General features: G+C 58.5%; 12 protein-coding genes. 2 read left to right on the top strand and 10 right to left on the bottom strand.

What is annotated here, in order from left to right; all coding sequences use genetic code 11:
• Positions 1-47: 47 nt before the first annotated feature.
• Both OIM99_RS23515 and OIM99_RS23520 read left to right on the top strand, forming a co-directional pair.
• A complete protein-coding gene (locus tag OIM99_RS23515) occupies positions 48-2327 on the top strand; it encodes a type I secretion system permease/ATPase (protein ID WP_311852914.1) in 2280 nt (759 codons plus the stop codon).
• Positions 2324-4330, top strand: a complete 2007-nt coding sequence (locus tag OIM99_RS23520; protein WP_311852915.1) for an HlyD family type I secretion periplasmic adaptor subunit — start codon at positions 2324-2326, stop codon at positions 4328-4330. Before OIM99_RS23515 ends, OIM99_RS23520 begins: the two co-directional genes overlap by 4 nt.
• A gap of 18 nt (positions 4331-4348) precedes the next feature.
• On the opposite strand, the gene OIM99_RS23525 is transcribed toward OIM99_RS23520, so the two are convergent.
• From OIM99_RS23525 to kdpA, 10 genes are all read right to left on the bottom strand, one after another.
• Positions 4349-4954 carry a sigma-70 family RNA polymerase sigma factor gene (locus tag OIM99_RS23525; RefSeq protein WP_311852916.1) on the bottom strand — a complete coding sequence of 202 codons (606 nt, stop codon included), beginning with the start codon at positions 4952-4954 and terminating at the stop codon, positions 4349-4351.
• 75 nt (positions 4955-5029) lie between these two features.
• On the bottom strand, positions 5030-6316 hold the full coding sequence (locus OIM99_RS23530; RefSeq protein WP_311852917.1) for a polysaccharide biosynthesis/export family protein: 1287 nt from the start codon (positions 6314-6316) through the stop codon (positions 5030-5032).
• A 17-nt stretch (positions 6317-6333) separates the two neighbouring features.
• Positions 6334-7875: a Wzz/FepE/Etk N-terminal domain-containing protein gene (locus OIM99_RS23535; protein ID WP_311852918.1), complete on the bottom strand. Its 1542-nt coding sequence runs from the start codon at positions 7873-7875 to the stop codon at positions 6334-6336.
• 89 nt (positions 7876-7964) lie between these two features.
• Complete coding sequence (locus OIM99_RS23540; RefSeq protein WP_311852919.1) at positions 7965-8654, bottom strand: DUF3102 domain-containing protein; 690 nt, start codon at positions 8652-8654, stop codon at positions 7965-7967.
• A 596-nt stretch (positions 8655-9250) separates the two neighbouring features.
• Positions 9251-9703 (bottom strand): PTS sugar transporter subunit IIA, encoded by a 453-nt coding sequence (locus tag OIM99_RS23545; protein ID WP_311852920.1) that lies wholly within the window; start codon positions 9701-9703, stop codon positions 9251-9253.
• 41 nt (positions 9704-9744) lie between these two features.
• On the bottom strand, positions 9745-10467 hold the full coding sequence (locus tag OIM99_RS23550) for a response regulator transcription factor (protein ID WP_311852921.1): 723 nt from the start codon (positions 10465-10467) through the stop codon (positions 9745-9747).
• On the bottom strand, positions 10464-13187 hold the full coding sequence (locus OIM99_RS23555; RefSeq protein WP_311852922.1) for a sensor histidine kinase KdpD: 2724 nt from the start codon (positions 13185-13187) through the stop codon (positions 10464-10466). The genes OIM99_RS23550 and OIM99_RS23555 overlap by 4 nt, the downstream gene beginning before the upstream one ends.
• Positions 13188-13224: 37 nt before the next feature.
• Positions 13225-13830, bottom strand: a complete 606-nt coding sequence (locus OIM99_RS23560; protein ID WP_311852923.1) for a K(+)-transporting ATPase subunit C — start codon at positions 13828-13830, stop codon at positions 13225-13227.
• Between the two features lie 11 nt (positions 13831-13841).
• On the bottom strand, positions 13842-15950 hold the full coding sequence (gene kdpB, locus OIM99_RS23565; protein WP_311852924.1) for a potassium-transporting ATPase subunit KdpB: 2109 nt from the start codon (positions 15948-15950) through the stop codon (positions 13842-13844).
• 24 nt (positions 15951-15974) lie between these two features.
• Positions 15975-17678 carry a potassium-transporting ATPase subunit KdpA gene (kdpA, locus tag OIM99_RS23570; RefSeq protein WP_311852925.1) on the bottom strand — a complete coding sequence of 568 codons (1704 nt, stop codon included), beginning with the start codon at positions 17676-17678 and terminating at the stop codon, positions 15975-15977.
• Position 17679: the final 1 nt, after the last annotated feature.

Raw genomic sequence — 17679 nt, forward strand, 5'->3', positions numbered from 1 at the left:
CTTCCCGCGCGCACGCACCTTACTATCGACGACCCGGGACGTGACGTTTGAAAGAACACGACGACAACAACAATCGATTACCCGACGCCGGCTTGACCGCGCTCATGTTCATCCTGCGCAGTCAGGGTGTCGCCATTTCTCCAGAGCAAATCCAACATCAATTTCCCGGTCGATCCATCGGCGTCGTGGAAATGATCAGGTGCGCTAAAAGTCTCGGCCTCAAAGCGCGGACGATTACGACGAACTGGGAGCGGCTGGCCCGCACCCCCTTGCCGGTGATCGCCGCCATGCGCGACGGCAGCTTTCTTCTGCTGGGGCGCTGCGGCGAAGACAGAATCCTTGTCCAATCGCCGCATGCTCCCCGACCAAGCATGATGTCACGAGCGGAATTGGAAGCGGCCTGGGACGGCCGGCTGGTCCTGATGACCAGACGAGCGACATTAACCGATCTAAGTCGCCGTTTTGACATCACTTGGTTTATGGGCGCTATCCACAAATATCGCTGGCTCTTGGGCGAAGTTCTCGTCGCGTCGTTCTTTCTTCAGCTCTTTGGCCTCGCCTCGCCGCTCTTCTTCCAAGTTGTGATCGACAAGGTGCTCGTGCATCACAGCATGAGCACATTGGACGTTCTGGCCGTCGGGCTCATAGCCATTGCCTTGTTTGAAGTCATCCTCGGCGCACTGCGAACCTATCTGTTCTCGCACACCACGAATCGGATCGACGTGGAATTGGGCGCGCGCCTCTTTCGCCATTTGTTGGCGTTGCCGATCAGCTATTTCCAGGCACGACGCGTCGGTGATTCCGTCGCGCGCGTGCGAGAACTCGAGAATATTCGCAACTTTCTCACCAGTTCTGGACTGACGCTCGTCATCGATCTGTTTTTCACGGTCGTCTTCATAATCGCGCTGTTTTTCTATTCCCCGCTCTTGACCTGGATCGTCCTCGCGTCGCTGCCTCTCTATGTCGCCATATCCGCCTGCGCGACACCGCTGTTCCGCAAATATCTTGACGAAAAATTCGCCCGCGGCGCGGAAAATCAGGCCTTTCTGGTCGAGAGCGTAACGGCGGCTGAAACGCTCAAGGCCATGGCCGTCGAACCCCTGATGCAGCAGCGTTGGGAAGAACAACTGGCCGCCTATGTCGCGGCGAGTTTCCGCGTCCTGAATTTAGGCAATGTCGCAAGCCAGACCGTTCAACTCATCAGCAAGCTGGTGACGGTCGCGCTCTTGTACGTGGGCGCGAAACTCGTCATCGATGGCCAGCTTTCGGTGGGCGAACTCGTAGCCTTCAACCTGCTCGCCGGCCGTGTCAGTGGTCCTGTGCTGCGGCTCGCGCAAATCTGGCAGGATTTCCATCAGACCCGGCTATCGATCGCCCGCCTGGGCGACATTCTCAACACCACGCCCGAGCCGATTTACAGCACAAGCCGGACGTCCCTACCCGAGATCCGCGGCGATATCGCCTTCGAGCACGTTACTTTCCGTTACAGGGTCGACGGCCCGGAGATTCTTCACGACGTCAGCCTGAATATTCCAGCCGGCCAAATGATTGGCATCGTGGGACCATCCGGATCCGGCAAAAGTACGCTGGCTAAGCTGGTCCAACGGCTCTACGTGCCGGAAAGCGGCCGGGTTCTCGTCGACGGCGTGGATGTCGCCCAGATCGATCCATCTTGGCTGCGCCGTCAGATCGGTGTTGTCCTTCAAGATTCCGTTCTGTTCAACCGCTCCATTCGCGACAATATCGCCTTGGCCGATCCCGCACTTCCTGTTGAAGATGTGATTGCGGCCGCGACACTTGCCGGCGCGCATGATTTCATTCTCAAACTGCCTGAAGGTTACGACACGATTGTCGGCGAGCGCGGCGGCAGTCTATCGGGCGGGCAGCGGCAGCGTATCGCCATCGCCCGCGCGCTGGCCACCAATCCTCGCATCCTGATCTTCGATGAGGCAACGAGCGCATTGGACTACGATAGCGAACACATCATTCAGCAGAACATGGCACAAATCGCCCGCTCTCGGACTGTGCTCATCATCGCGCATCGCCTTTCCACCTTGCGGATGGCCGATCGCCTCGTCACGATCGAGGACGGTCGACTGATCGAAGACGGCACGCACGAGAAGCTGATCCGGACCGGCGGTCGCTATGCCTCGCTGTACGCATTGCAGTTTGGATCGCCGGACATCCAGGACGTGCCGGCGGCAGACCAGACGGTTGATCCATCCGAACCGCCGGAGCCCTCGCCGCTGGCGACGCTCGCAGCAAACCAGGCACTGGCGGCATCCCGAATGCGCAGCCGCGAACTTCATCGGGACACGATCAGATGACCGCTCATTCCTTAGCAATGGACGCCCTGCAGCGCGATGGCTCCTTGGAGAGCAAGAGCCGCGACGTGGCCAAGACGATGAACCCATCCACTAAAGCCCAATCCGGGCTTGTCGCTCTGGCGATGCTGTTACGACTGCGCGGCGCAACCATCACGACGAAAGATTTGCGTCGTCAGGTCGACGACGACGCGTTCGATCTCACCGCCATGGCACAAGCTGCCCGCCTATATGGCTTCTGGGGCCGCTCTATTTCGGCCGACTGGGATCAACTGGCGGATCTGCCGCTCCCTTGCGTTGCCGGATTGCGCGACGGCAGCTTCCTCCTGCTCGGCAAGGCCAATCGTGAAAAAGCGGTTGTTATAGTCGCAAACATCGAGCAGCCGATCCTGATGACGCGGGCGGAATTCGAAACTCAATGGAGCGGGCGTCTTTTTCTGGCCGAACCATCCAAAATCGCCAAGCTCATAGGACGTTTCGACAATGCCATTGCAAGGCCGCTCCGTCGCACCCTCAAAATAGCTCCACGATGGGGGACAAATGCCCGCGCCACCGTCACCAGCCTCGCCGTTCGCTCGCAAGGCCTGCAACGGGCGGTTCTGGCACGAGCCGTCGATGAAAAGCGGCGGCGATCCCAGGAACTGGCATTTCTGCCGGCAGCGCTCGAAATCGTCGAAACCCCTCCCTCGCCTTTGGGACGCACCATCGGCTGGAGCGTCATTTCCATCTTCGCCATTGCGTTGATCTGGGCCTGTATCGGCACGGTAGACATCGTTGCCATCGCTCCTGGAAGAATCGTTCCGAGCGATCGGACCAAAACGATCCAGCCTTTTGAGACCGGCGTCGTACGTGCCATTCAGGTCCGAGACGGCCAAAGCGTCAAGGCCGGCGATATCCTGGTGGAACTCGATACGACCGCAACGGATGCCGAATTCAGAAACCAGCAGAACGACTTGATGGCCGCGCGCCTCGACATCGCAAGGCTGCAGGCGGCGATTTCCAACAAGGACAACCCGCTTCCGGCGTTTACGCCGCCCGCCGGCGCACCGAGCGAACTGGTCGAAGTTTACCGCGGCCTTCTCATCAGCCAAAGCAGCGAACAAAAGGCCAAACTCGCGGCCATCGACAGTCAATTGGCCCAAAGTGTCGCCGCTTACGACACCACTATGGCTTCTGTCGAGAAGCTCAAATCGACCATTGTGCCTCTCCAGCAACGGGTCGACATACGCGAGCAGCTTTTCCAGAAAGGCCTCGGATCCAAGATCACCTATTTGTCCGAGCTGCAGGATCTCGTCGGGCAGCGCCAGGACATTCTCGTTCAAGAGCGGCGCGGCGTCGAAGCCAACGCCGCGGTGGCTGCATTGAAGGAGACGCGCGCGAAAACCGTAGCTGAGTACGATCGGGCCTTGTTCGACGAACTGAGCAAGGCTCAGCAGAAGATGGCCGGGCTCAAGAGGGATGTCATCAAGACCGAGCTGCGCAGAAACCTGCAAAGGCTGACGGCTCCCGTCGATGGCATGGTTCAGCAGCTCGCGATCCATACGATTGGCGGCGTCGTCACACCGGCGCAGACGCTCATGTATATCGTGCCGACGGAAGGCCGACTGGAGATCGAGGCAATGGTCTCCAACAAGGACATCGGCTTCGTAAATGCCGGCCAGGAGGCAGCGATCAAAATCGATACGTTCAATTTCACGCGCTACGGCCTGCTTCAAGGAAGCATTCTGAGCGTTTCGCAGGATGCGATCGCGCGCAATAAGACATTTGATACGAACGATAAGGCTTCCGGCGCAGATGGCGGCAGCAGCGAGCCTCGCGGTCAGGAGCTTCTCTATTCCGCGCGCATTTCTCTCAATCGCACGCAACTGGATATCGAGGATAAGCAGCTCAATCTCTCACCCGGCATGGCTGTTACGGCGGAGATCAAAACCGGCAAGCGGCGGATCATTAGCTATCTGCTCTCGCCACTTGCCCGTTATCACCATAATAGCTTGCGTGAACGCTAGCCGCTTCGCCGCCCATGCTCAAAAGAAACGGCGCGCCGAAACGAAGCTTTGGTCGGCCGCCATGACGGCCCGGATACGACTGTCAACCCCGATCTCGGCAGCATTCTCGATGGCAAGCAATGCAGCAAGCCGCTGGCGCGCTCTGTTGATCCGGCTCTTGATCGTTCCGGTCGTCGTTCGACAAAGCATGGCCGTATCTTCATAGGAGAGCCCCGCCGCGCCCACCAACAGAAGCGCCTCGCGTTGATCGAACGGAATCTCCCGCAAAGCCGTCCAGAATTCTTTGTATTCAAGGACGGCTTCTTGCTCCGGTGCCGCGCGCAACGATTCGGAATAGCAGCCATCCGCGTCTTCCACCTCATTGCGGCGACGGCGAAGATCCGAAAGATAGCAATTTCGCAGGATTGTCGTCAGCCAGGCTCCAAGATTCGTGCCCGGTCGGAAAGTCTCAATCTTGCTGATTGCGCGCAACATGGTTTCTTGCACGAGATCATCGGACTTGTCCGCGCTTCGGCTGAGAGACATCGCATAAGCACGCAATTGCGGCTCAAACCCCAAGATTTGCTGTTGAATGGATACGGTGCCGATCTTCTCTTTTTCAGAGCCATTGTCGCATACAGTCATCTCCGATCTCCCCCAGCACGTAACAACCTCACTTGAGTTGGAATGCTTTGATGCCCAGGCCAAGCATCGGCCTCACTATTTTTGGATTCCAGTCGGCAGAATAGGATTGAGGCCCGAGAAGGCGCGAACATTCAGGGCTGACGGAAGAATGCTTCTCTGGACCCTGATGACGTCTCCCGGCAGAATTTCTGTGTGCTCTTCAGCATCGAACGTCCGGGCCTTTCCATCCTGAACCCGCACGACCGTCAGGCTGCGTGTTTCGATGGCGCCGTCAGTGTTTCCAACGAGCGTGGGAACCGTAACTTTGGCTTCGAAAAGAAGATGCCGATTGGTCTCGTATTTGACGCCAACGTCATCGAGGTCCATGCGAACCTTCTGAACCTCAGCGGTCAAAGAGGCATTCCGCTCGCTCTTCAGATCGAATATTTTCTGATCGGCCTGCGTAATGCTTTGGCGCGACCGCAAAATGAGCGTCTGGAATCCCTGCTCGTTCATCTCAAGCTGCGCTAGCATTCGTTCAAGGCCCGACAGACGAGGTATGGTCGACAGACCGCGCTTCACCAGATCGCGAACCTCGGTGAGTTCCCTTTCGACACTGGCCGATTGAGCTTTATTGGCCTGAATCTGACGCGAGATCGCCTCGATCTCGCGCTCATACAGCGCGCGATTCTGCTGCAAACTGTCGATCTGGGTTTTCAATGCCTCCACGTGAATGTTCAGCAGCGAACGCTCTTCAAGGATCAGCTGTTGCAGTTCGCCGTCGTTCTGCGACTGCCTGACGAGATCGGCTGGAAACTGGATGTCGCTTGCCATCGTCAGTTCGGCGTTGAGACGAGCGCGGCGGGCCATCAACTGATTATATCGTCTGACGAGAGTCTGCATCTCGCCTGTGATATTGATGCTGTCGCGATCAAGCCGCATCAAGCCGGGATCGTTGAACCGCAGCCATCCACCGGCCAGACTGACGACCTGCAGAATAGTCATCCCCGGACGGAAACGGTACTCGCCCGGCTTCTGCACGTCGCCCAGGACATATACCGGCCGTGTTTCAAGAACTTCGACCGACGTACCGGGCTTATCTGAAATGCCCGCGCGCACGAAGCGCTCGGAAATCCGGTTCGCGATCTCTTCCGTCGAGAGGCCGTCGACCGCAATCTCCCCGATCGGCGCGATGGAAATCGTTCCGTTGGCGCGGACAGTGTGCTCCCCGCTCAACTCGGGATATTGAAAGATTTTGATCTTGAGTTTGTCGTCGGCACGAACGACATAGTCGGACATCGCACGAACCGCTCCGCCCTGAAACAGGCATAGAACCAGGGCGATCGATCCGGCGGCCTTTGTCCATGAACGATTCAGGTTCATCGTAATACCTTTCCGCGTCATGAGGCTTCGATGGGCTTTCCACGGCTGAATGAGCGTCGTCGGTAAACCAGTGCGGCTTCCGCTTCCCAGAGCTTGTCTCCAAATTGGCCAATCATCCGACGATCGACCATGTTCAGGACCGCCCCGATAAAATCCGACGGTACGGCGCGCGATACAGTAAAGGCGCGCTCGATCTGCTCGATGTGCGTGCTTCCCCACTTAACGACCAAGAGGACGCCATCGAGATTCTGCGTGGCCATCCGGAATTCAGCGCCCCGTTCGAGCGGCGGAAGATTGACCACGATCAAATCGTAATCGGCCAAGAATTCCGGAGCGCAATACGCAGTCCAATTCCGGGCTTGGTCTCCGTTATAGGCAGCGGGTGGTGCAAGATTACCGATGGCACCGGCCGATAGCTCTTGCATATCGACGCGCCCAGCCGTCGTCGGTGATCCCGATACTGAGAAGAAACGAGGTGTACCGCCCGGACCAGTCTCGACGAACAACACTTTCTTCCGACTACAAGCGGCCATTCGCGCAAGATGGCTCGCCACGGTCGAGGCCCCCTCACCCGCGATCGATGATGCAATGCCGACGATACGCGCCCGCGCGCTTTCAATTGCAACAGCGGCTCGAAGAAGCGTCTGGTTCAGCAACGCATCCGGCAAGAACTCTTTTTGGCCAGCTGGCTTCCCCGAATGAAATCGGCCGGCTAATGCCGCTCGCTTGTCGTCGAGCACAGGAATAGCCCCAATGCAGTCCACGCCAAAGTGCTCAACCTGCGCGGAGCAACGGATGGTCTTGTCTGTGAAATCCAAGAACACAGCCAGCACCGATCCGATCCCAAGCCCCGCGACCACAGCGCCCAGGATGATGAGGATATTTCGCGGCCCATTCGGCTTCTCGGGCGCGAGAGCCGGCGTCATCACATAAGCACTAGGGCCCAGCCCTTGCAGTCGTTCCCGCTGCAGCGGCGACCTGTTGCCGTCCTGCTCCGCGCTGACCCGCGCTTGAAGCATCACCTGACTGATACCGTTTGCAATACGCTCCGATTTTTTCGGGTCCGAGGTGGTGACATTGACCAGAATGGTATGGCTCGTCCCGACCCTTTTGACCGTGATATGCCTTGCAAGGGAATCAACCGCGACCTCCTGCATCCTTCGACTTTCATCGAGTGACGCCTGCAGCGACCCGGTGATCCACTGCACACTCCGCTGGAGCAGCGTCATCGCGGGCACAAATTCGCGGTCCTGGGTCAGATTCAGCGATTGAACGACTTTGGAGAGTGTGCCGCGCGCGCGAATAATTTCGATTTCGTTCTCGACCTGCGTGAGATCGGCACGCCCCGGTGACACGATAAGGTCGGGCCCCGGTTGAATTTCCCTGAGATAGATCAAAAGCTGCGTCGAAGCCGTATAGCTGACCGGCTTCATCAGAACGGCGAACATTCCAAGAAGCACCGACGCCGCGACGCACGCAGCGACGACATTCCACCGACGGCTCAGGCTCGGCAGACCGTAAGTTGCTTCCAAATGAAGTTCTTCTATGTGGAACGACATTGGATTTCCGATCCTATGCGGCCAAATTCTCGAACGCGCATTTTTGAAAGGCGCTTTCTATTCTCAATAGTTTTGCGACATCCAACGCTTCACGAGGAATCTGTTAGCGGAGTTTTGGATATGGTCACGTCCAGCCGTTCAGCATCCAGGATTTGCGTTGCCCGCATCCAAACAAAGGCTCGGTTCCAAACCTCCCAATTCATCCCTTCCATGATGAACTCATAGTCCTTCGGAGTGAGCCGTTGGAGAATCAGTTCGGCGACCAAGCGAGCTCGGTCTCCATCCGCATCGTTGGATTTTTTTCCGGCCGTCTTTGGAGTTTCAGGCCCAGCCAAAAATGACGAGGAAAGCTCCTTGCGCGCCGGCCGCCGATCCGCGCCCGCCTCGGCTTTCGGCTTTGTATCCGAGATTTGCGAATAGAGTTCGCTGCGCGAAACACGCTCGCCGCTCTCAAGCCGCTTCAAAATGGTATTGCGAACGGCGGGGGGAGTCGTTTTGGAAAGATAAACCCGAAGCGTCGACGGCACCATAAGCGCCACAAGCTTCGCATCCGACTCGACCTCGCGCGCCAGTTTCATCAGATCCTGCGCGGTTCTGATTTTGAACTCACATGCCTTTTCTACCCATTTGACGAAAACGCCATGCGGCAGCTTTTCCTTAACACGCAGAAGCTCTTGCCCGATTTCGACGGCGTGCTCCGTAGCAGCGCGACGAAGCGCTTTAATCCTCAGTGCAGCTTCTTGCAGCTCCTTCGCGGAGAGCTCTGCGTTCAGGTACACAACACGCTCCACTCAACCCAGAATGGAAATGAGATTACGCTTGCAAGATCACGCAACTAAGCGAGCAAAGGGATTGCCATCCACGCAAATGAGGTAGCCCTTTCGGATTAAGCCATTGTGGACTGTTGCCTGAATCAAAAGTTCCACGATGGAAATTAATCGCTGCGCGATGGCGATTTTTACATCGCTTGCGAACGCGAGACGGCGAAAGAATCTTGCCGCGATGCGTCCCTCTCGTCGACGAGCAGTTCCCATCTTACGTTCCAAATTCCACGAGGGTGCCAGTCGTCATCGCTGCCCATAATCCCGATGAGGCGGCCGACGCGATGAGTGACTTTCTAGCCATCCCGGTCGCGGAAACGACCAAACTTGCCTCGTTGCGAAAACGCTGAGCATCGTGTCGCAACGCCACCGAAGGCACGCGATTTTGCTAAACGCAAAATCCCGCCGAAGAGGCGATCAAAATCGCTATGGAAACGGCCCGAATAGCGGCTTGAGCTCCAACTGCCCAGCAACGGCGCTGCGGTTGTCACGCAAACACGAAGCGATCGACGAGGCTTCAAACTGAAGCGCTCAACAACCACTCGCTTTTCATCTCAGAGCACTGGCGCGGTAATCGTGGCAAACAGTTCGGCCTGAGTTTTGGACTTGCGCATCTTGCTCACGGTATCCGCGGATCGCAGCGTCCGCGCCACCAGAGCAAGCGGTCCCAGTTGTTTGTTTTCGACGTTGGACGGCAGGAGCAGGATGAAAACGATGTCCACGCCTTGACCGTCTATGGCGTCGAATTCAATCGGCTGCTTCAACTTCGCGAGCAAGCCACAGGGCCGTTCCAGCGCATCCAGTCGCGCGTGTGGAACGGCAATCCCTCCGCCCAGTCCGGTCGATCCCAGTTCTTCCCGCTTCAGAAGACTGTGCGCGACGTCCTCGCTCTTCAATCCGATCCGCGTGGCCGCATTCGCGGCGAGATCCTGCAATAGCGAACGCTTATTGGACGATCGAACGTCAATCAGCACGCTGTCTTGCGACAATAGATCAGAAATGTTCATGATCACTCCAAGAAGGCGCCGCGTTGAATGCGCCGCGCTCCCTAACCGGCCTGTAGGCCGGTGGATTTACCTATTTCGTCCGGCGCGCGCAATCTATAGCCTATCCCTGTCTCGGTCAGCACAAGTTGCGGGCGCTCCGGATCCACTTCGATCTTCTGGCGGAGTTGACGAACGTATACGCGAAGATACTGGGCATCGGTCAGCTCGTCCCAGAGCTGCCCGAGCAAAAATCTATGGGTCAACACCTTTCCAGCGTGCTGAACCAGAATTCGCAACAGCTCATATTCCTTCGGCGACAGTTTGACTTCCTTCCCACTCACTTTGACGATGCGCCGCACGAGATCGACCGATAGATCGCCGCTCACGAAGACAGGTCGCTCGCCGAGAACCTGCAATTGATGGCGCAGAGCCGCTCGCATGCGTGCCAACAGTTCATCCATGCCAAATGGCTTGGTGAGATAGTCATCCGCGCCGGAATCAAGCGCTTGCACTTTACCAGCCTCGTCGCCGCGACTCGAAAGAACAATGATGGGCACGCTCTCGTTGCGGCCCCGTATCATTCTCAGAAGGTCATGGCCCTGAATGTCGGGAAGACCGAGATCGAGAATGATCAGCGCCGGCGCCTCAGACAGAAGTTCCAGCGCCATCTTGCCGTTTGAGGCCTCAAGCGCCTCATATCCTTGCGTGCTCAGCCCCATACGCAGGAGCTTTCGTATCGGCGGCTCGTCGTCAACAATCAAGATCTTGATGGGAATCGTACTCATGCAGCCGTATCCAATTTTTGCACGCGCGTTGGCACCGGCAAAGTTATCGTGAGCGAGGCCCCTGCGCCATCCAAGCGGTTGGCGGCGGTGATTGAGCCGTGCATGGCCTCCACGAAGCCGCGCGCGATCGCAAGTCCAAGCCCCGTTCCCGCGCGAACGTGATCGCCTTTCTTCGCCCGATAGAACTTGTCGAATATCCTCTCCAGATCCTCGGGCCAGATGCCGGGGCCTTCATCGAGGATTTGCAGGTGTACAACCTTGTGATCGCGCCAGCCGCGGATCGAGACCGTACTTCCAGCCGGAGCATATTTGGCCGCGTTATCGAGCAGATTGAAGACCACCTGCTCGAAAAGAACAGCATCCAGTTCAAGCATCGGTAGATCCGGCGCAAGCTCCAGTACGATCTTATGATTGTCCAGGATTTTGCTGGCGCGCTGCAGCGCACTTCCGACAACTTCGCCGAGATCATGCAAGGCGGCATTGGGAACGACGGCGCCCGATTCTAGCTTCGTCATATCGAGCAAGTTGGCGATGAAGCGATTAAGACGCTCGGATTCATCGACGACCGTTCCAAGAAGATCCATTTTTTCCGCATCGGAGAGCTTCGATGACAAGGCCCGCAACGTGCTTGCGGCGCCGAGCACCGAAGCCAAAGGCGTCTTCAGATCGTGGGAAATCGACGTGAGCAGTGCCGATCGCAATCTGTCCGTCTCCGCCGTGCGTTTGGCCTGATCGACCGCCTCGACAAGATGCACGCGCTCGATGGCCAGCGCGCCCTGATCCATCAAGGCATCGAGAAGCGGCATTTGATCTGGCGCCAGGATCGGCCCGAGGCGATCGTCGTCAATGCCCAGAATGCCGATCAAACCACGCCCGGTGCGCATCGGAAGAAACAATCTCTTGGCACCCGGCAAAGTATCCGAACCTCGCCCAGCGGGGCGATTGTTGGTCCATGCCCAATTGGCAGCGGCAAGATCGGCCTGATCGAGTTCATCCTCGGGAGGATACCCGCCTTTCACCGCAATGCCATCGCGCTCCGGCAGGAGGATCACTGCGCGCACTTTCAACATCAGCGCCGTCTGATAGGCCGTCACCCAAAGCACGTCGTCGAGCGACGCCGTTCCTGCCAGTTTCCGACTGAATGAGTATAGATATTCTGTCGTTCGAGCGCGGCTCGCGGTTACCAGCGCTTGAGTTCGAACGCGCGCGGCAACGTTGGAAACGACGACCGCAATCAGCATGAAAAACAGAAAGGCAACGACGTTAATCGGTTCCGCGATGGTGAACGTATAGGTCGGCGGCAGAAAAAAGAAATTATAGCAAAGCGACGCCACTACGCTGGCCAGCAGCGACGGTAGGAGGCCGTAGCGAACGGCGACACTGACGACGGCGGTCAGGAAAACAAGATCGACATTCTCGATGCCGAACAAGGGATGAATGACTTTACCGACACCCAGCGCGGCACCGACGAACAGTAAAGCCATACCGAAGGGAATGGGATCAAACTTCGTCGATGACGTTGCCGTTTGAACCCCCTTGTCGGGGGTTGCTTCCGACGCAAGGTCATCGCCGGCTATGACATGAACACTGATCTTGCCACCGCGCCGAACCAGATCGTGAACGACCGAGCCGTTCAGAAGCTCGAACCACCACGAACGGGTCGACTTCCCGACGACGATTTGCGTGACATTGTTCATGCGCGCAAAGTTAAGGATATCATCCGCGATCCGCCGCTCGACGGAGGGAATCATCAAAGTATCGGCACCCAGCGTGCCAGCCAATCGCATCGTTTCGGTAATCCGGCTGCGATCGGCATCTGTGAGCTGCAGGCTTCGTCTCGTCTCGATGCAGATGGCTGTCCATGGCGCGTGCAATCGATCCGCGAGGCGCTTGGTGAAGCGCACAAGACCGGCGGAACGCGGGTCCTCACTGACGCAAACCAGAATCCGCTCGCCCGCTGCCCACGGCCCCGGAATGGCGTTGGCCTGCATATGATTGAGCAATTGCTCGTCGACGCGCTCAGCGGTCCGGCGCAGCGCCAGCTCTCGCAAAGCCGTGAGGTTGCCGGGAGAAAAATAATGCTCCAGGGCGCGCGCGGCTTGCGCGGGAACATAGACCTTTCCTTCTTTCAAACGCTGGATCAGATCGCCCGGCGTCAGATCAACGAGTGCAATGTCATCGGCCCGATCGATAATGGAATCGGGGACGGTTTCGCGCACCCGGACATGCGTGATCTGGGCGACGACGTCGTTCAGGCTTTCGATATGCTGAATGTTGACGGCGGTATAGACGTCGATGCCGTTCTCCAGCAGCTCCTCGACATCGAGATAGCGTTTAGGATGGCGGCTGCCCGGCGCATTCGTATGCGCGAGCTCGTCGACAATGGCGAGTTTCGGTCGCCGGGCCAGCAATCCGTCGAGGTCCATTTCCTCGAGCGTCTGGCCCTTATAGGCAAGAGCCTTGCGCGGCAGCACGTCCAGGCCATGGAGCAGCGCCTGCGTTTCCAGCCGACCATGCGTTTCGACCACGCCCACCACGACGTCGACGCCAGCCTTCCGCTTGGCATGCGCGCTCTGCAGCATTTCGTAGGTCTTGCCAACGCCCGGAGCCGCCCCAAGAAATATCTTGAGACGGCCCCGGCTGCCATCCTCCAGCCGGCTTGCCTTCAGCAGAGCATCCGGCGATGGCCGGTGCTCAGAATCGCGGGAATTGACTGCCATCAGACATTCTATCGCTCATGCCGGCAAGGCGACTGCCTCAGTTCGCCGAAGCCCGATCGAGCGCCATATTGAGAGCCAAAACATTCACGCGCGGCTCGCCGAATATTCCGGCCTGACGTCCTTCTATCCGGTCGGTGACCAGTTTGCGGACGCTATCTTCCGACATTTTACGAGCCTTCGCAACGCGCGGAACCTGAAACAGCGCCGCTTCCGGAGAGATATGCGGATCGAGGCCGCTACCGCTCGCGGTCACCAGATCGATCGGGACCGGCGCTGAGGGATTCTCCGCCTTCAGCTTCTCGACGTCCTCCTTGATCCGATCGTTGAGAGCCTTGCTGGTCGGTCCCAGATTCGATCCGGACGAATTCGCCGCGTTGTAGGGAGCGGACACCGTCTTTGTTGAATCGCTGGGATCGGGCGCGCTCGTCGCCGACGGCCGGCCATGGAAATATTGATCGCCTGTGAATTCCTGGCCGATCAAGGAGGAGCCAATGACCTTGCCATCCTTCTCGATCAGGCTTCCACCAGCCTGGTTCGGAAAGAACAGGCCGGCAATGCCCGTCATGGCGAGCGGATAGGCCAGGCCGGTAATGACGGAGAGGACGATCATCAGCATAATCGCCGGACGGATTTCCTTTAACATGACTGTTCTCCTCAGGCCAGATGCAGGGCGGTGACGACCAGATCGATGGCCTTAATGCCGATGAACGGAATGATGATCCCGCCTAAGCCGTAGATCAGCAGGTTGCGGCTCAACAGCGCGCCAGCGCCGATCGGCCGATAAGCCACGCCTTTCAAGGCCAGCGGGATAAGCGCAATGATAACGAGCGCATTGAAGATGATCGCGGACAGGATCGCGCTCTGCGGGCTCGAAAGCTGCATGATATTGAGCGCCTGAAGCTGCGGATAGAACGCCAGGAAGATGGCGGGAATGATCGCGAAATACTTCGCCACATCGTTCGCGATCGAGAATGTGGTGAGGGCGCCGCGCGTCATCAGAAGCTGCTTACCGATCTCCACGACCTCAATCAGCTTGGTCGGATTGGAGTCCAGATCGACCATGTTGCCGGCTTCGCGCGCCGCCTGAGTGCCCGTGTTCATCGCCACACCGACGTCGGCTTGCGCCAGGGCCGGAGCGTCATTGGTGCCGTCGCCGCACATCGCAACGAGCTTGCCCTTGGCCTGCTCATCCCGAATGAGTTTCAGCTTGTCCTCCGGCGTGGCCTGCGCAAGGAAATCGTCGACGCCGGCTTCCGCCGCGATGGCCGCGGCCGTCATCGGATTGTCGCCGGTGATCATCACCGTGCGGATGCCCATGCGGCGCAGCTCGGCGAAACGCTCGCGAATGCCGCCTTTGACGATATCCTTCAACTCAATGACGCCCAGCAGCTTGCCGTCCCGCGCCACGGCGAGAGGCGTACCTCCGGATTTTGCAATGTCATCGGCAATGGCCTGAATTTCCCGCGCCGCTTCGGAATTGGACGCAGGCGTAATGACCCGCACCGTATTTCCCGAGGCCACGGCCGCGGCCCCGCCGCTGACATAGCTGAGGATGGCATCGACAGCGCCCTTACGGATGGACCCACCACCGACATCGACGCCGCTCATGCGGGTTTGCGCGGTGAAGGGAATGAAAGTGGCGCCCAGTTCCGCCATATCGCGACTGCGAATGCCGTAGCTGTCCTTGGCCAGAACCACGATGGAACGGCCTTCCGGCGTCTCGTCGGCCAGCGAGGCCAATTGCGCGGCGTCGGCGAGCTGCAATTCGGTCACCCCATGCAGCGGACGAAACGTCGTCGCCTGGCGATTGCCGAGCGTGATCGTGCCCGTCTTGTCGAGCAGCAGCGTATCGACGTCGCCGGCGGCCTCGACCGCGCGACCCGACATCGCCAGCACGTTGAAGCGGACGAGCCGATCCATGCCGGCAATGCCGATGGCCGACAAGAGAGCACCGATCGTCGTCGGGATCAGGGTCACGAACAGAGCGACGAGAACGATCACCGAGACATTGCCGCCAGCGTAAGCGGCATAGCTCGGAATGGTCACCGTCGCGAAGATGAAGATAATGGTCAGGCCGGCGAGCAGAATATTCAACGCGATCTCGTTCGGCGTCTTCTGGCGCTCCGCGCCCTCGACGAGCTTGATCATCCGATCGATGAAGGTCGAGCCTTGCGCTGCTGTGATGCGCACCCGTATCCAATCCGACAGCACCTGCGTGCCGCCAGTCACGGCGGAACGATCGCCACCGGATTCACGGATCACCGGGGCCGATTCACCTGTGATCGCTGCCTCATTGACCGAAGCAACGCCTTCGATGACCTCACCGTCGGAGGGAATGTTGTCGCCCGCCTCGACGAGCACAACGTCACCGACCTTAAGGCTCGTGCCGGGCACCAGCCGGTAGGTGCCATCGGCTCCAGTCAACAGTTTGGCCTGGCTTTCCGTGCGGGTTCTCTTCAGGGATTCGGCCTGCGCCTTGCCTCGCCCCTCGGCGACGGCTTCGGCAAAATTGGCGAACAGCACCGTGAACCAGAGCCACAGGATGATCTGGAAGGTGAAGCCGACGTCGCCGCCCCCCATCAGCAGGATGCGCACGAAGATGACGGTCGCAAGAAAGGCAACCACCTCGACGACGAACATCACCGGGTTCTTGATCATGATTCTCGGATCGAGTTTCACGAAAGCCGAACAGATCGCGGGAATGACGATCTTCCGATCGAACATGGCCGATCCCGTCTTCTTTTGTAGTTTCAACGTTTCCATGGAGGATACTCCGAAAGGGATCGATCAGAACAAGGTGTTGGCGGTCATTGCGAGATGTTCGACGATCGGTCCAAGCGCCAGCGCCGGGAAAAACGTCAGGCCGCCGACGATCACGATGACGCCTACGACAAGACCGACGAACAGGCCGCCTGTGGTCGGCAGAGTACCGGCCGACGGCGGTATAGATTTCTTCTGTGCCAACGCCCCTGCAAGAGCCATGGCCGGCACGATCATGAAGAAGCGTCCAACGAGCATCGAGCAGGCTAGCGTCAGGTTATAGAACATCGTATTCGCGGAAAGACCGCCAAACGCCGATCCATTGTTGCCCGTCGCCGAGGTGAACGCATACAGGACCTCCGAAAACCCATGCGGTCCGGCGTTCGCCATCGAGGCCACCGCAGACGGCATGACGACAGCCACGGCGGTCCAGCCCAGATACATCAACGGCAGGATCAGAATGGCCAGCATCGCCATCTTAACTTCGCGCGCTTCGATTTTCTTGCCGACATATTCCGGCGTGCGACCGACCATCAAGCCGGCGACGAAGATGGACAGGACGACGAACAACAGCATGCCGTAAAGACCCGCACCGACGCCACCGATGATCAATTCACCGAGCTGGATGTTGATCAGCGGAATCATGCCACCCAGCGCCGTGAACGAATCGTGCATGGCGTTGACGGCACCGCAGGAGGCGGCCGTGGTGATGACGGCGAACAACGCCGAGGCGACAATGCCGAAGCGGACTTCCTTGCCTTCCATATTGCCGCCGGTCAGGCCCAGCGCATGCAGGCCGGTGGTGCCGGAAGCCTCAGCCCAATAGGTGACGATGACGCCAGTCAGGAACAGCACGCCCATCACAGCGAAGATCGCCCAGCCCTGGCGCTGGTTGCCGACCATCCGGCCAAAGACATTAGTCAACGCCGCACCGATCGCGAAGATCGAGATCATGTGGATGAAATTGGTGATGGCCGTCGGATTCTCAAACGGATGCGCGGCATTGGCGTTGAAGAAACCGCCGCCATTGGTTCCCAGATGCTTGATCATCATCTGCGAGGCCACCGGCCCCTGGGCGATGACCTGCTTGGCACCTTCGAGCGTGGTCGCTTCGGTGTAGGCGGAGAGATTTTGCGGCACGCCCAGCCAGACGAGCGCCACGGTGCCCACCACGCAGATCGGCAGCAGGACATAGAGCGTGCAGCGGGTAAGATCGACCCAGAAATTGCCGACGGTCCGCACCGATGAACGCGCGAAACCACGAACGAGGGCCATGGCGATGGCAACGCCCGTCGCCGCGGAGAGAAAATTCTGTACAGTCAGGCCCAGCATCTGTGTGAGATAGGAGACCGTCGTCTCGCCGCCGTAGCTCTGCCAATTGGTATTGGTGACGAAGCTGACGGCAGTATTGAACGCCAGATCCGGCGCGACGGCCGATTGTTCGGCTGGATTGAACGGCAAGCCCGCCTGGAGGCGCAGCAATGCATAAAGCGCGAGAAAGCCGACGACCTGAAGCAGCAGCATGGAGACCGCATAGACCAGCCAATGCTGCTCACGTTTCTCATCGACCCCACTTATCCAATACAATCCAACCTCGACAGGTCGTAGAACTGGGGAAAGGAAGGTGCGCTCGCCATTGAAGACTTTCGTCATATAGGCGCCAAGCGGCTTCACCAACGCGATGATGATCGCGCAGTACAACAATATTTGAATCCAGCCAATCGCGGTCATG

The organism is Methylocella sp. CPCC 101449 (genome assembly GCF_031921685.1).
GTDB lineage: Bacteria > Pseudomonadota > Alphaproteobacteria > Rhizobiales > Beijerinckiaceae > Terripilifer.

Coding starts and splice junctions, on each gene's coding strand:
- OIM99_RS23520 (WP_311852915.1), top strand. CDS start 2,324: ATGACCGCTCATTCCTTAGCAATGGACGCCCTGCAGCGCGATGGCTCC.
- OIM99_RS23525 (WP_311852916.1), bottom strand. CDS start 4,954: ATGACTGTATGCGACAATGGCTCTGAAAAAGAGAAGATCGGCACCGTA.
- OIM99_RS23530 (WP_311852917.1), bottom strand. CDS start 6,316: ATGAACCTGAATCGTTCATGGACAAAGGCCGCCGGATCGATCGCCCTG.
- OIM99_RS23535 (WP_311852918.1), bottom strand. CDS start 7,875: ATGTCGTTCCACATAGAAGAACTTCATTTGGAAGCAACTTACGGTCTG.
- OIM99_RS23545 (WP_311852920.1), bottom strand. CDS start 9,703: ATGAACATTTCTGATCTATTGTCGCAAGACAGCGTGCTGATTGACGTT.
- OIM99_RS23550 (WP_311852921.1), bottom strand. CDS start 10,467: ATGAGTACGATTCCCATCAAGATCTTGATTGTTGACGACGAGCCGCCG.
- OIM99_RS23555 (WP_311852922.1), bottom strand. CDS start 13,187: ATGGCAGTCAATTCCCGCGATTCTGAGCACCGGCCATCGCCGGATGCT.
- OIM99_RS23560 (WP_311852923.1), bottom strand. CDS start 13,830: ATGTTAAAGGAAATCCGTCCGGCGATTATGCTGATGATCGTCCTCTCC.
- kdpB (WP_311852924.1), bottom strand. CDS start 15,950: ATGGAAACGTTGAAACTACAAAAGAAGACGGGATCGGCCATGTTCGAT.
- kdpA (WP_311852925.1), bottom strand. CDS start 17,678: ATGACCGCGATTGGCTGGATTCAAATATTGTTGTACTGCGCGATCATC.